Here is a 13,915-nt window from a genome sequence, read left to right as displayed (position 1 = left end):
ATCAGTCGAGAACTTCCTCGCGGTAGACGCCCCACATCCCCGCGCGCGGCAGCCATCCCAGGTGCCCGGCGACTTCAACGCGGCAAAATGGCGTGCTCCTTGGGCATGCCAGAAGTCGGCCAATGACGCCGGGCCCAACCCGGGCCAGGGGCCGCGCGTGCGGGGCTGGGTCGGTGCGCAAGACCTGGATGCCTTCAAGGGTGACCAGGAACCGGCGGCCGGCCAGCATATTTTGATGAACCCACCCTTCCGTGCCTTCCTGATCCCGGATTTTTCGCCAGTTATCATACTCCGCAATCACTTCGACCGGCAGATCGCGCAATCGGTAGATCCAGACCACGGGATACCGGGTTCCTGGGCCCGAGCGCATGTTCACCGCGTCGGAGCGTAAGGAGACAAAGCGCGGCAAGGGCAGGCCACTGGGTGCCTCCCGCGGTGTCACCTCGCCGTCCAGAGCCTGGGCCGGCGCCGTTGGGGCGGCGGGCGCTTTTCCTTGCACACCGACAGCCGGCGCTTCCCGTGTTTCCCCGACGGTGGAGAGCAACCAGGAGGTCGCCACGGTGACAAGCAAGGCAGGCAGAAGGGAACGGGCCGGGTGCATGTCCTCGTGATCTCGAGCGGCGAGCGGGACCGGTTCCCGCTTCGGGGTATTAGAGCGGGCCAGGGGGGGGGAGGTCAAGCCCGCTGGCGTTTCGGGTGGGATTGCCTCGGCAAAAGGCGCGCCGTAGTCTGGAGGGCGCCGCGTGATGGCGGCCTTCCCTATAGTCTTTTGGCGAGAGCATCCCCATGGCCTTTTCCATGATCTCGATCGGCAGTCCCTTGCGCCGGATCTTCGCCGTGGTCCTGCGCCATTGGTACTTGCTGCGCGGCTCCGTGCCCCGGCTGTTGGAAATGGCCTATTGGCCCATTATTCAGATGGTCACCTGGGGGTTTCTCACCCAGTACCTGATGGATCAGTCGAGCGTGCTGGCCCAGGCCGGCGGCCTGCTTCTTGGCGGGGTGTTGCTGTGGGATGTGCTGTTTCGCGGGAACCTGGGATTTTCCTTATCGTTTTTCGAGGAGTTATGGTCGCGCAATCTCGGGCACCTGTTCGTCACGCCTTTGCGGCCTGGGGAGCTGGTGGTCGCCTTGATGGTGATGAGCCTGATCCGCACCCTGGTGGGGGTTGTGCCGGCCTGCCTTCTGGCCATCGTGTTTTACGCGTTTAACATCTTCGACATGGGCTTGGCGTTTGTCGCCTGTTTTGCCAACCTGCTGGTCATGGGCTGGGTGATCGGCTTGGTGGTCAGTGCCGTGGTGCTTCGCTTTGGCCTGGGGGCCGAAAGCATGGCCTGGGTTCTGACGTTTGCGTTTTGGCCGGTGTCGGGGATCTACTATCCCATTGCCGTGCTGCCCGCCCCCCTCCAGGCGGTGGCGCAGGCCCTGCCATCGGCCCATGTGTTCGAGGGGATGCGCGAGGTCATGCTTACGGGCGCCTTTCCCAGCGCCCATTTCTGGGCCGCCACGGGCCTGAATGCGCTGTATCTCTCTTTGGCCTTGGCGCTGTTCCTGGCCATGTTTCGCATTGCCCGCCGGCGGGGGTTGCTGTTGGGGCAGGGGGAATAAAGGCTAAGCTGGGGAGGTAAGCCTCCCCAGGCCCCCGCGTGGCGAGGATTAGGGGCGTTCGGCGGCGGCCGCGTCGGCCCAGGCAATTTCGTAAATACGTTGGGGATCGACGATGCCCTTCAAGGTGACGTCGCCCCGATTGCGGAAATACAGGGATTTGCCCTGGCTCAGGTCGCGCACAACGCCGGAACACAGAATCTGGTCCGGTCCCGCCTGATTGCAGATCCGCGCGGCAAGGGTGACGGCCAGGCCGAAATAGTCCCCCTCTTCAACCACGGGCTCGCCGGCATTGATGCCGACGCGGATGTGCAGGGGATTTCCGGGGGTTTGGGCATTGTGGTTGGCGACGGAGCGTTGGACCTCGACCATGGCTTCCACCGCCTGGGAGACCACCGGGAAAATGGCCATGATGCCATCCCCCGTGTTCTTGACTTCCCGGCCGTCAAAGCGGGCTAGGGCAGAGCGGACCAGGGTATTGTGAATGCGGTTGAGACCGCGCGACGCGGCATCGCCCAGGCGGCTGTTATGGTCGGTGGAGCCCACCATGTCGGTGAAGACAATGGCCACGGTGCTCGACGACGAGGGACGGGTCTGGGGGGTGGTCCACTCCGCCATGATCCCGGGCAGTTCGGCAAAGGGATCGCCGTTTTGCCCCAGCATGTGGGCCATGGCGTCGCGCCCGTGGCGGGCCATCTGGAGGTAACGGGGCTCCAGGAGGTACTCGTCGATTTTGTCCACGAACAAACTGACCAGGGCGGGCCGGTTGCCCATCAATTCCAGGGCCTCGCTCAAGACCGGGCGCACCTGGGGCGAAGAAAGACCCAGGCGCTCTCCGGACAGGCCCACGGCGCCGGTCAGGTACAAGTTGATGCCGAAGCGGGTGAAGGTATCAATCTGGATCCGACTGCCCTTCAGCGAGGCCACGGCGCCGGCCAGGAAGGCCATAGCGATTCGCCGCGCCTGCTCCTGATCGGCGGTGAGCGGCGGCCCTTCCTCGGCCAGCTTCTTTTGGGCGGCCTTGTCGGCGGATTCCTTTTCCTTGCGGCGCTGTTCTTCTTCTTCTTTTTTGGCTTTGGCCCGGCGTTCGGCTTCCTCGCGCTCTTCCTTTTCTTTGCGCTTGCGGGTCCGCTCGGCCTCGGCGGCATCCAGGGCAGGGGCCTCGTCCATCAGCGCGACGGGGTCGGCCGGCGGCGGGGGGTGGGGGGCACGGCGGCGGCCGGGGGGGGCTTGGTGGCGGCGGGGTTCTGGGAGGTCGTCGGAAGGCGCGAGGRGGGCATGTCGGTCTCCGGCGCGGCGGCGGTCTCCCGCAACAGGCTGGCCAAGGGGATGAGGCGTCGGCCCAGCACGCCGGCGCAGACCAAGAAGATGGTCAGGAACAGGCCGAACAGAATCTGCCCCAGGTGGCCCCGGCCCAGGGGCAGGCCCACAGTGGCCAGGAAGTCGAGGAGGGAGGGGATGAGGGCGGTGCTAAGGCCGGCGATGATCAGGCTGGCGACCAGCACCAGCAACACCCGTCCCAGGAGGTCCGCGGTGCGGATGCCAACGGCGGTGGGGCCGCTCGACTCTTCGGCGTCGTCGTTCTCAAAGCCATACCCGCTGCGGACCACGGCGGGGCCGCCGACCATGGGGCCAACGGGGCGACCGCTTTTGATGCGGGGGCTGAGGTAGACGACCACTTCCGAGGATTCACCTCCATCGGGGTTATAGACCTCGCGAACCACTTTGGTGGCAAAGTTGGTACGGGCCTCGGTTTCCTTGGCTTCCTCCAGCGCCTCCTCGCGTTCGCTACTCGAGAAGCGCTGCTGGAGCGTCCACCCGTTGTGATTGAGGACGTAAAGTTCGTAGTGGGTGACGGGGGGCATGGCGAGCGTCTCTGGCAGAGGATCCCGGGGCCCGGGGACGAAGGGCCACGGGAGCGGCCACGGGACAGGTTTAGGTCCTTCCCGCCTGAAACGCAAACCAAAGCGCCATGAGGGGGCGTCGTGCCTCAAAAACGACAAAAGCGGCGCCTCGTTTGAGGTGCCGCTTTGTGCGTGTCGATAAAAACCGACTTACTTCTTGAGACCGAAGCCCGCGAACTTCTTGTTGAACTTCGCCAGCTGGCCTCCGCTGTCGATCAGACGGTGCACACCGGTCCAAGCCGGATGCGACTTCGGATCGATGTCCAGACGCAAACTCGTGCCCTTCATGGTCGAGCGGGTCGTGAACTCGCTGCCATCGGTCATCAGCACGGTGATTTCGTGATAATCCGGGTGGATATCCTTCTTCATCGCCTCGCTCTCCCGCGAAAAGAGCCGGTCTTATACAGAAGCTGTCCACAGGGTGCAAGGAAAACCGCGCGCACCTGTTTACCGTCACGTCGATTTTCCGCTCCCCTCGCCCCAGTCTCCCGGAACGGAGGGGTCTGGGGAGGCCCCGCCTCCCCAGCCTTCCCGTCTCGTTTCCCCTACCGTTGGTCGAGTTTCAATTCGATCCGCCGGTTGCGCGCCAGCGCCGCGTCGTCGGCTCCGGGATCAATGGGTTGATACTCACCAAAGCCAGCGGCGGCCAAGCGGTGCGGCGGCACGCCTTGCGAGATCAGGAAATTCACCACCGAAATAGCCCGCGACGCCGACAGTTCCCAGTTCGACTGAAACTGGGCGGTGTTGATGGGCCGCCGGTCGGTGTGGCCATCCACGCGCAAAATCCAATCAATGTCAGGAGGGATGGTGCGGGCGATCTGCATCAAGGTCTGGGCCAGCCGGGCTAGGGTTTCTTGCCCCTGGGGCTGAAGGATATTGGAGCCGCTGGGAAACAGGACCTCGGACTGGAACACAAAGCGATCACCGACAATGCGAACATCCTCGCGCGTACCCAGCACCTCGCGCAGCCGCCCAAAAAACTCCGAGCGATAGCGGCGCAACTCCTGCACCTTCTCGGCCAGGGCGGCGTTTAGTTTTTTGCCCAGGTCGGCGATGGTGACTTCTTGCGTCTTGCCCCGCTCCTCGCTGGCGTCGAGCGCCGCTTGCAAGGCGGCAAGCTGTTTGCGCAGTTCTTCCATTTGGGCGTTGATCAGGGCGGCTTGGGCGCGGGCTTCTTCCGAGAGGCGGCGGTCCTCGGCCAGTTGGCCGTCGCGTTCGGCCAGTTGGGCGCCTTGCGCGCGGATCTTGGCCTCCAACTCGTCGCGCAAGGCGCGCAGGGCGGCCACGTCTTGCTCCAGCTTAGCCACGCTGGCCAAGCGGTCGCGCAGTTGCTCGTTTTCAAAGGTGGCGGCATCGGCATCGCGCAGGCGGGCCTGGAGGCCGTCCACCCGGGCGTTGGCTTCGCGCAACTGGCCGGAGACCTGGGCCAGGGACAGGCGCAGGTCTTCGTTGGAGCTGCGCTCTAGGGCCAGCATGTCGGCCATTTCGGCGAGCTGTTGGTTGAGCCGCGCCAGCGCCGCCTCACGCCCAGTGAGGGCCTGGGCCAAAAAGAACTGGGCCAGGACGAACACCATCAGGGCGAACATGGTGATGATCAGCAGCGTTGACAGCACGTCAACGAAACCGGGCCAGATATCAAAATCGCGCTGGCGTTTGCGAGACAGGCCGGGCATGGGCGCTGTCCCTTACTGATCGTTGCGGGGCGCGGGGCTGACCCCGGCGATGGTGCGGGCCAGCATGCGGATTTCGCCGCGCAATTCCTTGAGCAAGGCCTCGCGTCCTTGCACGGTCTGGTTGGCGATATAGGTCACGGCGGCATCGACGTTGCGGATGTGCGCCGCGATGGGGTCGTCGGCCGTGGGGGTTGGCTTGGCCTGGGCGCTCTGCCGGTTCAAGGAGTCGGACAGCATGGTCAGGACCGGGCGCAGATCGGCTTGGGTTTCCGCGAGTTTGAGCAGCACGGCTTGTTCGGTGCGCATCTGGTCGGTGAGCACCGCCATGGTTTCGGCCATGTCGCGGATTTGGGCGCTGGTGGCGAGCGCGCTTTCCTCGCTGCGGGCGATGGTGCGCTGCAGGTCATCAAGGCTGTCGGCGGTTTTTTCCAGCAGCGCTTGGATGTAGGCCGGCACCGAGGCATCGCTGTCGCTCACCCCGCCGCCGGAGCCCAAGCGGGTCTGCTTGCTCAACCAGTCTTCCAGGCCGTTGTAAAACGAGTTTTGCGCCTGGCCGGCCTGAAGGTCGAGAAAGCCCAGGACCAGCGAACTGGAAAGACCGAACAAGGATGAGGAAAAGGCCGTGCTCATGCCCGAAAGGGGGGCTTCCAGCCCAGCCTTGAGGTCGCTGAACACGGCCGTGATATCGCCTGTACTGAGCGTGAGCTGCCCAATAACCCGGGCAATGGCGGCCACCGTGTCGAGCAGGCCCCAGAAGGTGCCGAGCAGGCCCAGGAATACACACAGGCCGACAAAATAGCGGGCGGTTTCGCGGTTTTCGTCGAGTCGTGCCGCGATGCTATCGAGCAAAGCCCGCGCGGCGATGGCCGAGAGCGAGGCTCGCTGTCGGCCGCGCTCCTTGTGCTCGGCCAGCATGGTGGCCATGGGCGAGAGCAAGCGGGGGACATCTTCCGATGAGACTCCGGCGCGGCCTCGGCTGAAGGCCTCGATCCAGCGCACTTCGGGGCCCAGGCTGATCACGTGGCGGAAGTTGAGCAAGATCCCCACCAGCCCCACGCCGAGGATCAGGCCGTTCAAGGCCGGGTTGGCCAGAAAAAAATGGGCCATGGTCGGGGCCAGCACCGCCGCCACGGCCGTGACGGCTCCCAAAAACAGGCCCATGCGGATCAGAAAGACGCGGGGCGGGGTCATGGCGGCCTCTTGCGGTCGGAGCAAAACGTGGGGCGACAGGCGCGCGCGCAGGGGGGCGCGCAGGGGAGGCGCTCAGGGGCTGACGCTGAGGTCAACCCGATCACGGGCGCCGCTGCCCGGATCGCCAAGGGCCCTGACCTCAATGGAAGGACTGCGCACGCCCTTGTCGAGCAGATAAGCCCGCACGGTGAGGGCTCGGGTCAGGGACAGTCGCTTGGCCCGGTTGGCGCTGCCGCTGCCTTCGGCGTGGGCATAGGCCAGCACGGTCACGCGTCGGTTGGGATCGGCCAGGGCGGCCTGGGCCACCGCGTCAAGAACCTGGGCTGCGTTGGCGGGCAGGTCGGTGGCCGCGCCCGCAAACCCCAGACTGACCACCCCCGCAGGCGCCGGGGCGGCGGCCGCCACCGCCGGCGTGCCAAGGAGACCCTCCATTCCTTTAAGAGAGCCAGAGGGGGTTCTTTAGTTTTTTCAAGAAGGCGGCGTGGGCGTCGCGTTCGGCGGCGGAGGCGGCGTGAGGGCGCGGGGCGCGGTAGGGGCGCTCGATCACGATCCGCTCGGCTCCCTCGCCGCCCTTGTCCGCCGCGCCCAAGGCCAAACCCGGCTCGCGCCCGCCGATCAGTTCCAAATACACCTGAGCCAGCAGCAAGGTATCAATCAAGGCGCCGTGTTTTTCACGGCTGCTGGTGTCGATGTTGAAGCGTCGGCACAGGGCATCCAGGCTGGCCGGCGAGCCGGGGTAGCGCGTCTGGGCCATGCGCAGGGTATCAATGGCCCGCTCCGGCGGCAGGGGAGGGCGGCCCACGCGCTTTAACTCGGCATTCAGGAACTTCATGTCGAACGCCGCGTTGTGGATAACCAGCGGCGCGTCGCCCAGAAACGCCATCAACTCATCCACCACCTCGGCAAACACCGGCTTGTCGGCCAGGAAGGCCTCGGACAACCCATGGACGCGGAAGGCCTCGGCCGGCATGTCGCGCTCGGGGTTGATGTACAGGTGCAGCTCCTGGCCGCTCGGCAAATGGTTGATCAGCTCGACGCAGCCCACCTCGACGATGCGATCGCCGGTCGCCGGATCCAGGCCGGTGGTTTCGGTATCCAGAACAATCTCACGCATGGGGATAAAACCTCCCGGCTCGGGGCGCCAAGGACCGCCGTTGCTTCGCGCGCAGCACCCGCCCCAGGGCGCGCCACGCCGGCTCCCGGCCCAGGCCCGAGGGAAGCAAGGCATCGGCATGGAGCTTTTTATACGGCTCCCGGGTCTGCAAGCCGATGATCTGGTGCAGCCGCTCCCGGGTCAGGCCGGGGCGGGCCAGGACCCGCTGGGCCCGCAAAAAAGGGGGGGCCCACACCACCGCCACCCAGTCGCAGCGTCGTTCGCCCCCGGTTTCAAACAACAACGGCACATCCAGCACCACAACGCGCCGCCGTTCCCGGGTATGGCGGGCGAGAAAGGCGCGCTCCACGGCCCGCACCCGGGGATGGAGCAGGCCTTCCAGGCGGCGCAGGGCCTCGGGGTCGCCGAATACCCGGGCCCCCAGGGCGCGGCGGTCGATGCCTCCTTGGCCATCCCCCACCCCGGGGAAGGCCGCCAGCACCGCCGCCACCGCCGCGCCGCCCGGCGCCAGCACCTGATGAACGGTGGCATCGGCGTTATGCACCGGCACCCCTCGGCACCGGGCCATGCGGGCGGCGGTGGTCTTGCCCATGCCGATCGAGCCGGTCAGCCCCAGCACCCAGGGCCGCCGGCCTCGCGCCCGCCGCGCCAAGCGCTCTTGCAAGGCGAGGCTCATGCCTCCCCCAAGACCGCGCGGCGCAGGGCCTCGTCCACCGTGGGCGCCACGCCAAACCACGCCTCGAAGCCGGGCCGGGCCTGATGCAGCAGCATCCCCAGGCCATCGACCACCGGATTGCCGTTGGCCCGGGCCCGGGCCAGGAGATCGGTCTCCAGGGGCACGTAGACCAGATCAGTGACCAGCACCGACCGATCGAGCCCCGCCAGATCCACCGCCAGCGGCGGCTGGCCCTGCATCCCTAAGGAGGTGGCGTTGGCCAGCAGACCGGCGCCCTCCAAGGCCTGGGGCAGGGCGGTCCAGGGGAAAACCCGCACCAACCCGCCCAGATCCTGGGCCAGGGCTTGGGCCCGGGCCTCGGTGCGGTTCAGCAGCCGCACCTCGGGACACCCGGCCTCAAGCAAGGCGGCGACCACGCCGCGCGCCGCGCCCCCAGCCCCCAGTACCACCGCCGGCCGCGCCGGAAGGTCAAAGGCGGGGCAGCCCTGGCGCAGGTTTTCCAGAAAGCCGAAGCCATCGGTGTTGTCGCCCAGCAGCCGGCCATCGGGCTGGACGACCAGGGTATTGACCGCCCCCATGCGCCGGGCCCGCTCGGTGAGGATGTCGGCCACGGCAAAGGCGGTTTCCTTGTGCGGTACGGTGACATTGGCGCCGGCGAAGCCCAGGCGGGGCAGGGCACGCAAAGCGGCCTCGGCGTCCTCGGGACGCACCGCCAGCGGCACATAGGCGCCATCAATGCCATGGCGCTCCAGCCAGGTGCCATGCAGGCGAGGCGAGCGGGAATGGGACACGGGCCAGCCGATCACGGCGGCAACGCGGGCCTTACCGGTCATCATGCGAGCAAAACTCCTCGAGCACGCAGGGCCGCCAGCACGGGCAGGAGGGGCAGGCCCTGGATGGCAAAAAAATCGCCCTCGATGGTCTCAAAGAGGGCAGCCCCCGCGCCCTCGATCTGATAGGCGCCGGCGCAGCCCAGATATCCCGGGTCCCCGGCCAGATAAGCCTCGAGGAACGCCTCGGAAAAATTGCGCATGGTCAGGCRGGGCCGGGCGACGTGGGTCCAGACGTTTTCCCCATTTTCCCCGTTTTCCACAAGCACCACCGCCGTGACCAAGGTATGGCTGCGGCCACGCAACTGGCGTAGCTGGGTGCGGGCTTGATCGGCGGTGCGGGGTTTGCCCAGGACCTGTCCATCGCATTCGGCGATCTGGTCGGCGCCCAGGACCAGGCCGGTGGGGTGGCGCCCCGCCACGGCGCGGGCCTTAGCCTCGGCCAGGGCGAGGGCGGCGGCGGGGAGGTCGAGGCCGGCGAGGCGGCCCTTGGCGGCGTCTTCCACCGCCTCGTCGGGGGGATCGGCGATCACGGGAACTCCGGCGGCTTGCAGCACGCGCAAGCGGTGGGGGCTGCCGGAGGCCAGGACCAGGGGGGGCATGCGGTATCCTCCTCCGTAAAAAACGAAAAATAAGGAAGAAAGGCTGGGGAGGCGCGGCCTCCCCAGACCCCTCGGGTTCGTTCAGAGATCCACAACCCGTTCGGGGTGCAGGCGCTGAACGATGGTGGCGGCCACTTCCTCGATGGAGCGCCGGGTCACGTCGATGACCATCCAGCCCATGCGGGTATAGAGGCGGCGGGCATCGGCGACCTCGCGCTCAACGGCCTCCAATTCGGCATAGGTGGTATCGCGGCCCTCGTTCATCAAACGCAGCCGGTTGCGGCGAATGTCCGACAGGCTGCGCGGATCGCGGGTGAGGCCCACCACCAGGGGTCCCTTGACCGCCAGCAGTTCCTTGGGGGGATCCATTCCCGGCACCAGGGGCACGTTGGCGGCCCGGACCCCCTTGTTGGCCAGGAACATACAGGTTGGGGTTTTCGAGGTGCGCGACACCCCCACCAGCACCACGTCGGCTTCCGACAGACGGTCCAGGCATTGGCCATCGTCGAGGGCCAGGGTGAACTGCATGGCGTCGATGCGGTCGAAGTAGCCTTCGTCGAGCGTATGCTGCAACCCAGGCTGGCGGTGCGCCTTAAAATCAAACATACGCGAGAGCGCATCCATCACCGGATCGAGCAAGGACACGGTGGGGACGCCCAACTCGCGGCATCGCTCCTCGAGGATCTGGCGGATTTCCGGGTCCACGACCGTGAACATCACCAGCCCCGGATGGCGCCGGATCCCTTCGCTCATGCGATCGACCTGACCCCGGGTCCGCACCAGCCACCAGCGATGTTGAACGACAGGAACACCTTCAAATTGAACGAGGCAGGCACGGATAACACTCGTTAAGGTTTCACCAGTGGCATCGGAAACCAGATGAACGTGGTGCGAGGCATCGGGCACGGCGGCTGGCTCCTGAAAAAAAGGGGGGAGGCGAGATGGTCTTAGCGCATCGGGGGGCTGTGGAAAACAGGGGACAACGGGGACAAACCCCAAGGGCTGGGGAGGCGGGAAAAAACCGTCCCCCCCTATCCCCCATTCCCTCCCCAATTCACCCCCATGGGGAAAACCCTTGTGAGGCCCCTGGGAATGTGGGGAAAAAGGGGGATTTCCTGATTTTATCCCCATGATTCTCGAGCAAGTCTTCCCCAGAATTTGATCCATTTTTTTGTTTTTTTTCAGAGGGATGATTCTCTCTATCCCCAAAACCCTCCCCCGTTTCCCCCACCCCCCTCCCCCGCTGGGGGTAAAATGGGGAAAACGGGGATCCCCAGGATCCCCAGCCCCAACCACCTCTTCCACTCCTTTTCTTTTTCCCTTCATTTGGTTTAAGGAGGGGAACCGAAATCGGTGGAAAAGCCGCGAGCGTCGGACGAGCGGCATCAATGTGTTCAGCAATGAGGGAGAAGGGTTCCGTGACCGAGGCATCCAAACCGAAGAAAGCGTTCTTGCGTGTCCTGGCCGGCGAGACCCTGTCTCCGCCGCCGGTGTGGCTGATGCGTCAGGCGGGGCGCTATCTGCCCGAATACCGCGAGACGCGCGAGAAGGCCGGCGGGTTCTTGGACCTGTGCTACACCCCCGACCTGGCCGTCGAAGTCACCTTGCAGCCCCTGCGGCGCTACAACTTCGATGCGGCCATCTTGTTCTCCGACATCCTGGTCCTGCCCCACGCCCTGGGCCGCTCGGTGTCGTTCAAGGTCGGCGAAGGCCCGGTGCTCGATCCGATCAAGTCGGAAGCCGACATCGCCGGTCTTGATCCCGAGGGCATCGCCACGCGGCTAAAACCGGTCCTGGAGACGGTTTCAGGCCTGGCCCGCGCCATCCCCGAGACCACGGCCCTGATCGGCTTTGCCGGGGCTCCTTGGACCGTGGCGACCTATATGCTCGAAGGGGGGTCCTCCAAGGACTTCGCCGAGGCCAAGGCCATGATGTTCGGCCAGCCGGCCCTGTTCGCCCGCCTGATGGAAACCCTGGTCGAGGCCACCAGCCGCTACCTGATCGCCCAGATCGATGCCGGTGCGGAAGCGGTGCAACTGTTCGACACCTGGGCCGGCGTTTTGCCCGAGACCTACTTCCGCCAGTGGGTCATCGGCCCCATCGGCGAGATCACCCGGCGCATCCATACCGAGCGCCCGGGTGTGCCGGTGATCGGCTTCCCCAAGGGGGCCGGCCTGCTGGCCGAGGAGTTCGTCAAGGAAACCGGCGTGGATGGGATCGGCCTGGATGCCACCGTGCCCGTGCGCTGGGCCGCCAAGACTCTCCAGCCCCATTGCGCCGTCCAGGGCAACCTGGATCCCCTGCTGCTGGTGACCGGTGGCAGCGCCATGGAAACCGCTGTGCGTGAAATTCGCGAGGCTCTGGAACACGGACCCTTTATCTTCAACCTCGGACATGGGATCGTGCCGCCCACGCCCCCGGAAAACGTCGCCCACTTGATGGACCTGCTGCGACGCCCCTTGTAAGGCGGGACACTCACCGGAACGCCGGTCCGCCAAGGCCGGAACCTTAGAATTGGATTGGCCGGCATGGCGCGTATGGCCGTGGTACTTTTTAACCTGGGCGGTCCGAACAGCCTGGAGGCTGTTCAACCGTTCTTGTTCAACTTGTTCAACGACCCGGCGATCATGAATCTGCCGGGTCCGATCCGCTACGCCCTGGCCAAGGTCATCTCCTGGCGGCGGGCCCCCATCGCGCGCGACATCTATGCCCGCCTTGGGGGCCATTCGCCCCTGCTGGAGCAAACCCAGACCCAGGCCGAAGCCCTGGAAGACCTGCTAAAGGCGCGCGGGCACGATGTGCGCTGTCTTATCGCCATGCGCTATTGGGAGCCCTACATCCGCGAAGCGGTGGCCCGCGTGCGCACCCTCAAGCCCGATCACCTTGTTTTATTGCCGCTTTATCCCCAGTATTCCGGCACGACCGCCGGCTCCTCACTGACCCAGTGGAACGAGGAAGCCAGCAAGGTCGGGTTGACAGTACGCACGCACAAGGTGTGCTGCTATCCCACCGAGCCCGGTTTTGTGAAAGCCCTTCGCGACCTCACCGCCGTTGAGGTGGCCAAGGCGCGAACGGTGGGCGAGCCCATTGTGCTGTTCTCGGCTCATGGTCTGCCGCGCAAGATCATCGAGGCCGGCGATCCCTACCAAAAGCAGGTGGAGGAAACGGTCGCCGCCGTGGTCGCCGCCTTGGGCGAACCCCGGGTCGAGGCCCGCCTGTGTTTCCAAAGCCGGGTGGGGCCCATGGAGTGGATCGGCCCCAGTACCGAGGACGAAATCGCCCGCGCGGGCGCCCTAGGGCGGCCGGTGGTGGTGGTTCCCGTGGCCTTTGTCTCCGAGCACTCGGAAACCCTGGTCGAGCTTGATCTGGAATACGCCCACTTTGCCCAGAATCATGGCGTGCCGCTGTATCTGCGGGTGCCCACGGTGGGTCGGCATCCGGCGTTTATCGGTGGCCTTGCCGATCTTGTCGAGCGGGCGGTTCGCGTGGATGGCGGACCCAGCAGCCATATCAACCATCGCATTTGTGATTCGGTCTGCAAGCGCTGCCCTCATCGCCAAGTGGCGGCCGCCTGACAGGACGAACAAGGAGCCCGAGACATGATTTCGTATGGATCCGAGCTTTATGGAGTGGTGAAAACCCTTCATGTCATCTCGGTCATTACGTGGATGGCGGGATTATTCTATCTGCCCCGACTGTTCGTTTATCACGCCCAAGAGCCTGTGKGGTCTGCCACGTCGGAGCGTTTCAAAATCATGGAACGCCGACTGCTCAATGGCATCATGCACCCGTCTCTGATCGTTGTGGGGTTGACCGGTCCTTTGATCGTGGGAGACTGGATTACCTTGGGCTGGATGCACATCAAGTTGCTGATGGTCGTCGGTCTGATCGTCATGCATTTCTTGTATGCCAAGTGGTACAAGGAATTTTCCGAGGACCGCAACAAGCGCAGCCACGTTTTTTATCGCTATGCGAACGAAGTGCCGACGGTTTTGATGTTGGTGATCGTTCCCTTGGTGGTTCTGAATACCCCTTAAGCGGCCAGAAGCCGGCCGGTTGCTCAAGGAAGGCCGGGGAGGCTCCGCCTCCCCAGACTCCTCCCGCCTTCATAAGCGTTGACGTCCCTCTATTCGGGCAGTACACCAAGGCGACGTCCGATCAGGGCCGACTGGCCTTCCCCATCCCTGACAAATGGTCTCCGCTCGGGTCGATCGATCGGCCCTTGCCGTTCTTGCTCGCGAGCGGAGAGACATTTCCGGCGTCCCCAGGTCCGGTTCCCGGATCGTGCTGTCCCTTGCTTCCCGCTTCCCGTCCGTTCGCGCC

At 65.3% G+C, this 13,915-nt stretch carries 16 protein-coding genes; 4 read left to right on the top strand and 12 right to left on the bottom strand.

The window, feature by feature from the left end; all coding sequences use genetic code 11:
• Position 1 precedes the first annotated feature (1 nt).
• Positions 2 to 601, bottom strand: a complete 600-nt coding sequence (locus tag RSPPHO_RS05105) for an SH3 domain-containing protein (protein ID WP_081581656.1) — start codon at positions 599 to 601, stop codon at positions 2 to 4.
• 185 nt (positions 602 to 786) lie between these two features.
• Between RSPPHO_RS05105 and RSPPHO_RS05100 the strand changes: the two genes are divergently transcribed.
• Positions 787 to 1,605 (top strand): ABC transporter permease, encoded by an 819-nt coding sequence (locus tag RSPPHO_RS05100; protein WP_014414199.1) that lies wholly within the window; start codon positions 787 to 789, stop codon positions 1,603 to 1,605.
• 48 nt (positions 1,606 to 1,653) lie between these two features.
• Here RSPPHO_RS05100 and RSPPHO_RS17590 read toward each other — a convergent pair whose 3' ends face one another.
• The 11 genes from RSPPHO_RS17590 to RSPPHO_RS05045 form a co-directional block, all read right to left on the bottom strand.
• Entirely contained in the window at positions 1,654 to 2,772 is a 1,119-nt protein-coding gene (locus RSPPHO_RS17590; RefSeq protein ID WP_014414198.1) for an adenylate/guanylate cyclase domain-containing protein, read from the bottom strand.
• Positions 2,772 to 3,467: a hypothetical protein gene (locus RSPPHO_RS05090; protein ID WP_041794366.1), complete on the bottom strand. Its 696-nt coding sequence runs from the start codon at positions 3,465 to 3,467 to the stop codon at positions 2,772 to 2,774. Before RSPPHO_RS05090 ends, RSPPHO_RS17590 begins: the two co-directional genes overlap by 1 nt.
• A gap of 189 nt (positions 3,468 to 3,656) precedes the next feature.
• Positions 3,657 to 3,875 (bottom strand): 50S ribosomal protein L31, encoded by a 219-nt coding sequence (gene rpmE, locus RSPPHO_RS05085; RefSeq protein ID WP_014414196.1) that lies wholly within the window; start codon positions 3,873 to 3,875, stop codon positions 3,657 to 3,659.
• A 176-nt stretch (positions 3,876 to 4,051) separates the two neighbouring features.
• A complete protein-coding gene (locus tag RSPPHO_RS05080) occupies positions 4,052 to 5,179 on the bottom strand; it encodes a peptidoglycan -binding protein (protein WP_014414195.1) in 1,128 nt (375 codons plus the stop codon).
• 12 nt (positions 5,180 to 5,191) lie between these two features.
• Positions 5,192 to 6,370: a flagellar motor protein MotA gene (locus tag RSPPHO_RS05075; RefSeq protein ID WP_041794363.1), complete on the bottom strand. Its 1,179-nt coding sequence runs from the start codon at positions 6,368 to 6,370 to the stop codon at positions 5,192 to 5,194.
• A 72-nt stretch (positions 6,371 to 6,442) separates the two neighbouring features.
• Positions 6,443 to 6,802: an OmpA family protein gene (locus RSPPHO_RS05070; protein ID WP_041794360.1), complete on the bottom strand. Its 360-nt coding sequence runs from the start codon at positions 6,800 to 6,802 to the stop codon at positions 6,443 to 6,445.
• Between the two features lie 4 nt (positions 6,803 to 6,806).
• Positions 6,807 to 7,484 (bottom strand): DNA polymerase III subunit epsilon, encoded by a 678-nt coding sequence (dnaQ, locus tag RSPPHO_RS05065; protein WP_041794355.1) that lies wholly within the window; start codon positions 7,482 to 7,484, stop codon positions 6,807 to 6,809.
• Positions 7,477 to 8,160 (bottom strand): dephospho-CoA kinase, encoded by a 684-nt coding sequence (coaE, locus tag RSPPHO_RS05060; RefSeq protein ID WP_051013692.1) that lies wholly within the window; start codon positions 8,158 to 8,160, stop codon positions 7,477 to 7,479. The genes dnaQ and coaE overlap by 8 nt, the downstream gene beginning before the upstream one ends.
• Positions 8,157 to 8,996, bottom strand: a complete 840-nt coding sequence (locus RSPPHO_RS05055; RefSeq protein WP_014414190.1) for a shikimate dehydrogenase — start codon at positions 8,994 to 8,996, stop codon at positions 8,157 to 8,159. Before RSPPHO_RS05055 ends, coaE begins: the two co-directional genes overlap by 4 nt.
• The gene (locus RSPPHO_RS05050; protein ID WP_014414189.1) at positions 8,993 to 9,592 is read right to left on the bottom strand and encodes a Maf family protein; all 600 of its coding nucleotides are present in this window, start codon (positions 9,590 to 9,592) and stop codon (positions 8,993 to 8,995) included. The genes RSPPHO_RS05055 and RSPPHO_RS05050 overlap by 4 nt, the downstream gene beginning before the upstream one ends.
• Positions 9,593 to 9,673: 81 nt before the next feature.
• Positions 9,674 to 10,498, bottom strand: a complete 825-nt coding sequence (locus tag RSPPHO_RS05045) for a pyruvate, water dikinase regulatory protein (RefSeq protein WP_041794352.1) — start codon at positions 10,496 to 10,498, stop codon at positions 9,674 to 9,676.
• 494 nt (positions 10,499 to 10,992) lie between these two features.
• On the opposite strand from RSPPHO_RS05045, the gene hemE reads away from it, so the two are divergent.
• The 3 genes from hemE (at position 10,993) to RSPPHO_RS05030 (ending at position 13,629) form a co-directional block, all read left to right on the top strand.
• Positions 10,993 to 12,057 carry a uroporphyrinogen decarboxylase gene (gene hemE, locus RSPPHO_RS05040; protein WP_051013690.1) on the top strand — a complete coding sequence of 355 codons (1,065 nt, stop codon included), beginning with the start codon at positions 10,993 to 10,995 and terminating at the stop codon, positions 12,055 to 12,057.
• Positions 12,058 to 12,120: 63 nt separating this feature from the next.
• Positions 12,121 to 13,167 (top strand): ferrochelatase, encoded by a 1,047-nt coding sequence (gene hemH, locus RSPPHO_RS05035; protein WP_041794347.1) that lies wholly within the window; start codon positions 12,121 to 12,123, stop codon positions 13,165 to 13,167.
• Positions 13,168 to 13,191: 24 nt separating this feature from the next.
• Entirely contained in the window at positions 13,192 to 13,629 is a 438-nt protein-coding gene (locus RSPPHO_RS05030; RefSeq protein ID WP_014414185.1) for a CopD family protein, read from the top strand.
• Positions 13,630 to 13,915 lie beyond the last annotated feature (286 nt).

Origin of the sequence: Pararhodospirillum photometricum DSM 122 (assembly GCF_000284415.1) — a bacterium.
GTDB classification, from domain to species: Bacteria; Pseudomonadota; Alphaproteobacteria; order Rhodospirillales; family Rhodospirillaceae; genus Pararhodospirillum; species Pararhodospirillum photometricum.
Note: the sequence above shows the minus strand (reverse complement) of the source record. Positions and strands in the feature narration are given on the sequence as shown.

What these genes read in the sequence shown, in the direction of transcription:
- rpmE (WP_014414196.1), bottom strand. Translation starts at nt 3,875, where the DNA reads ATGAAGAAGGATATCCACCCGGATTATCACGAAATCACCGTGCTGATG.
- RSPPHO_RS05070 (WP_041794360.1), bottom strand. Translation starts at nt 6,802, where the DNA reads ATGGAGGGTCTCCTTGGCACGCCGGCGGTGGCGGCCGCCGCCCCGGCG.
- RSPPHO_RS05075 (WP_041794363.1), bottom strand. Translation starts at nt 6,370, where the DNA reads ATGACCCCGCCCCGCGTCTTTCTGATCCGCATGGGCCTGTTTTTGGGA.
- hemE (WP_051013690.1), top strand. Translation starts at nt 10,993, where the DNA reads ATGAGGGAGAAGGGTTCCGTGACCGAGGCATCCAAACCGAAGAAAGCG.
- hemH (WP_041794347.1), top strand. Translation starts at nt 12,121, where the DNA reads ATGGCGCGTATGGCCGTGGTACTTTTTAACCTGGGCGGTCCGAACAGC.
- RSPPHO_RS05100 (WP_014414199.1), top strand. Translation starts at nt 787, where the DNA reads ATGGCCTTTTCCATGATCTCGATCGGCAGTCCCTTGCGCCGGATCTTC.
- RSPPHO_RS05080 (WP_014414195.1), bottom strand. Translation starts at nt 5,179, where the DNA reads ATGCCCGGCCTGTCTCGCAAACGCCAGCGCGATTTTGATATCTGGCCC.
- RSPPHO_RS17590 (WP_014414198.1), bottom strand. Translation starts at nt 2,772, where the DNA reads ATGGACGAGGCCCCTGCCCTGGATGCCGCCGAGGCCGAGCGGACCCGC.
- coaE (WP_051013692.1), bottom strand. Translation starts at nt 8,160, where the DNA reads ATGAGCCTCGCCTTGCAAGAGCGCTTGGCGCGGCGGGCGCGAGGCCGG.
- RSPPHO_RS05105 (WP_081581656.1), bottom strand. Translation starts at nt 601, where the DNA reads ATGCACCCGGCCCGTTCCCTTCTGCCTGCCTTGCTTGTCACCGTGGCG.
- dnaQ (WP_041794355.1), bottom strand. Translation starts at nt 7,484, where the DNA reads ATGCGTGAGATTGTTCTGGATACCGAAACCACCGGCCTGGATCCGGCG.
- RSPPHO_RS05055 (WP_014414190.1), bottom strand. Translation starts at nt 8,996, where the DNA reads ATGATGACCGGTAAGGCCCGCGTTGCCGCCGTGATCGGCTGGCCCGTG.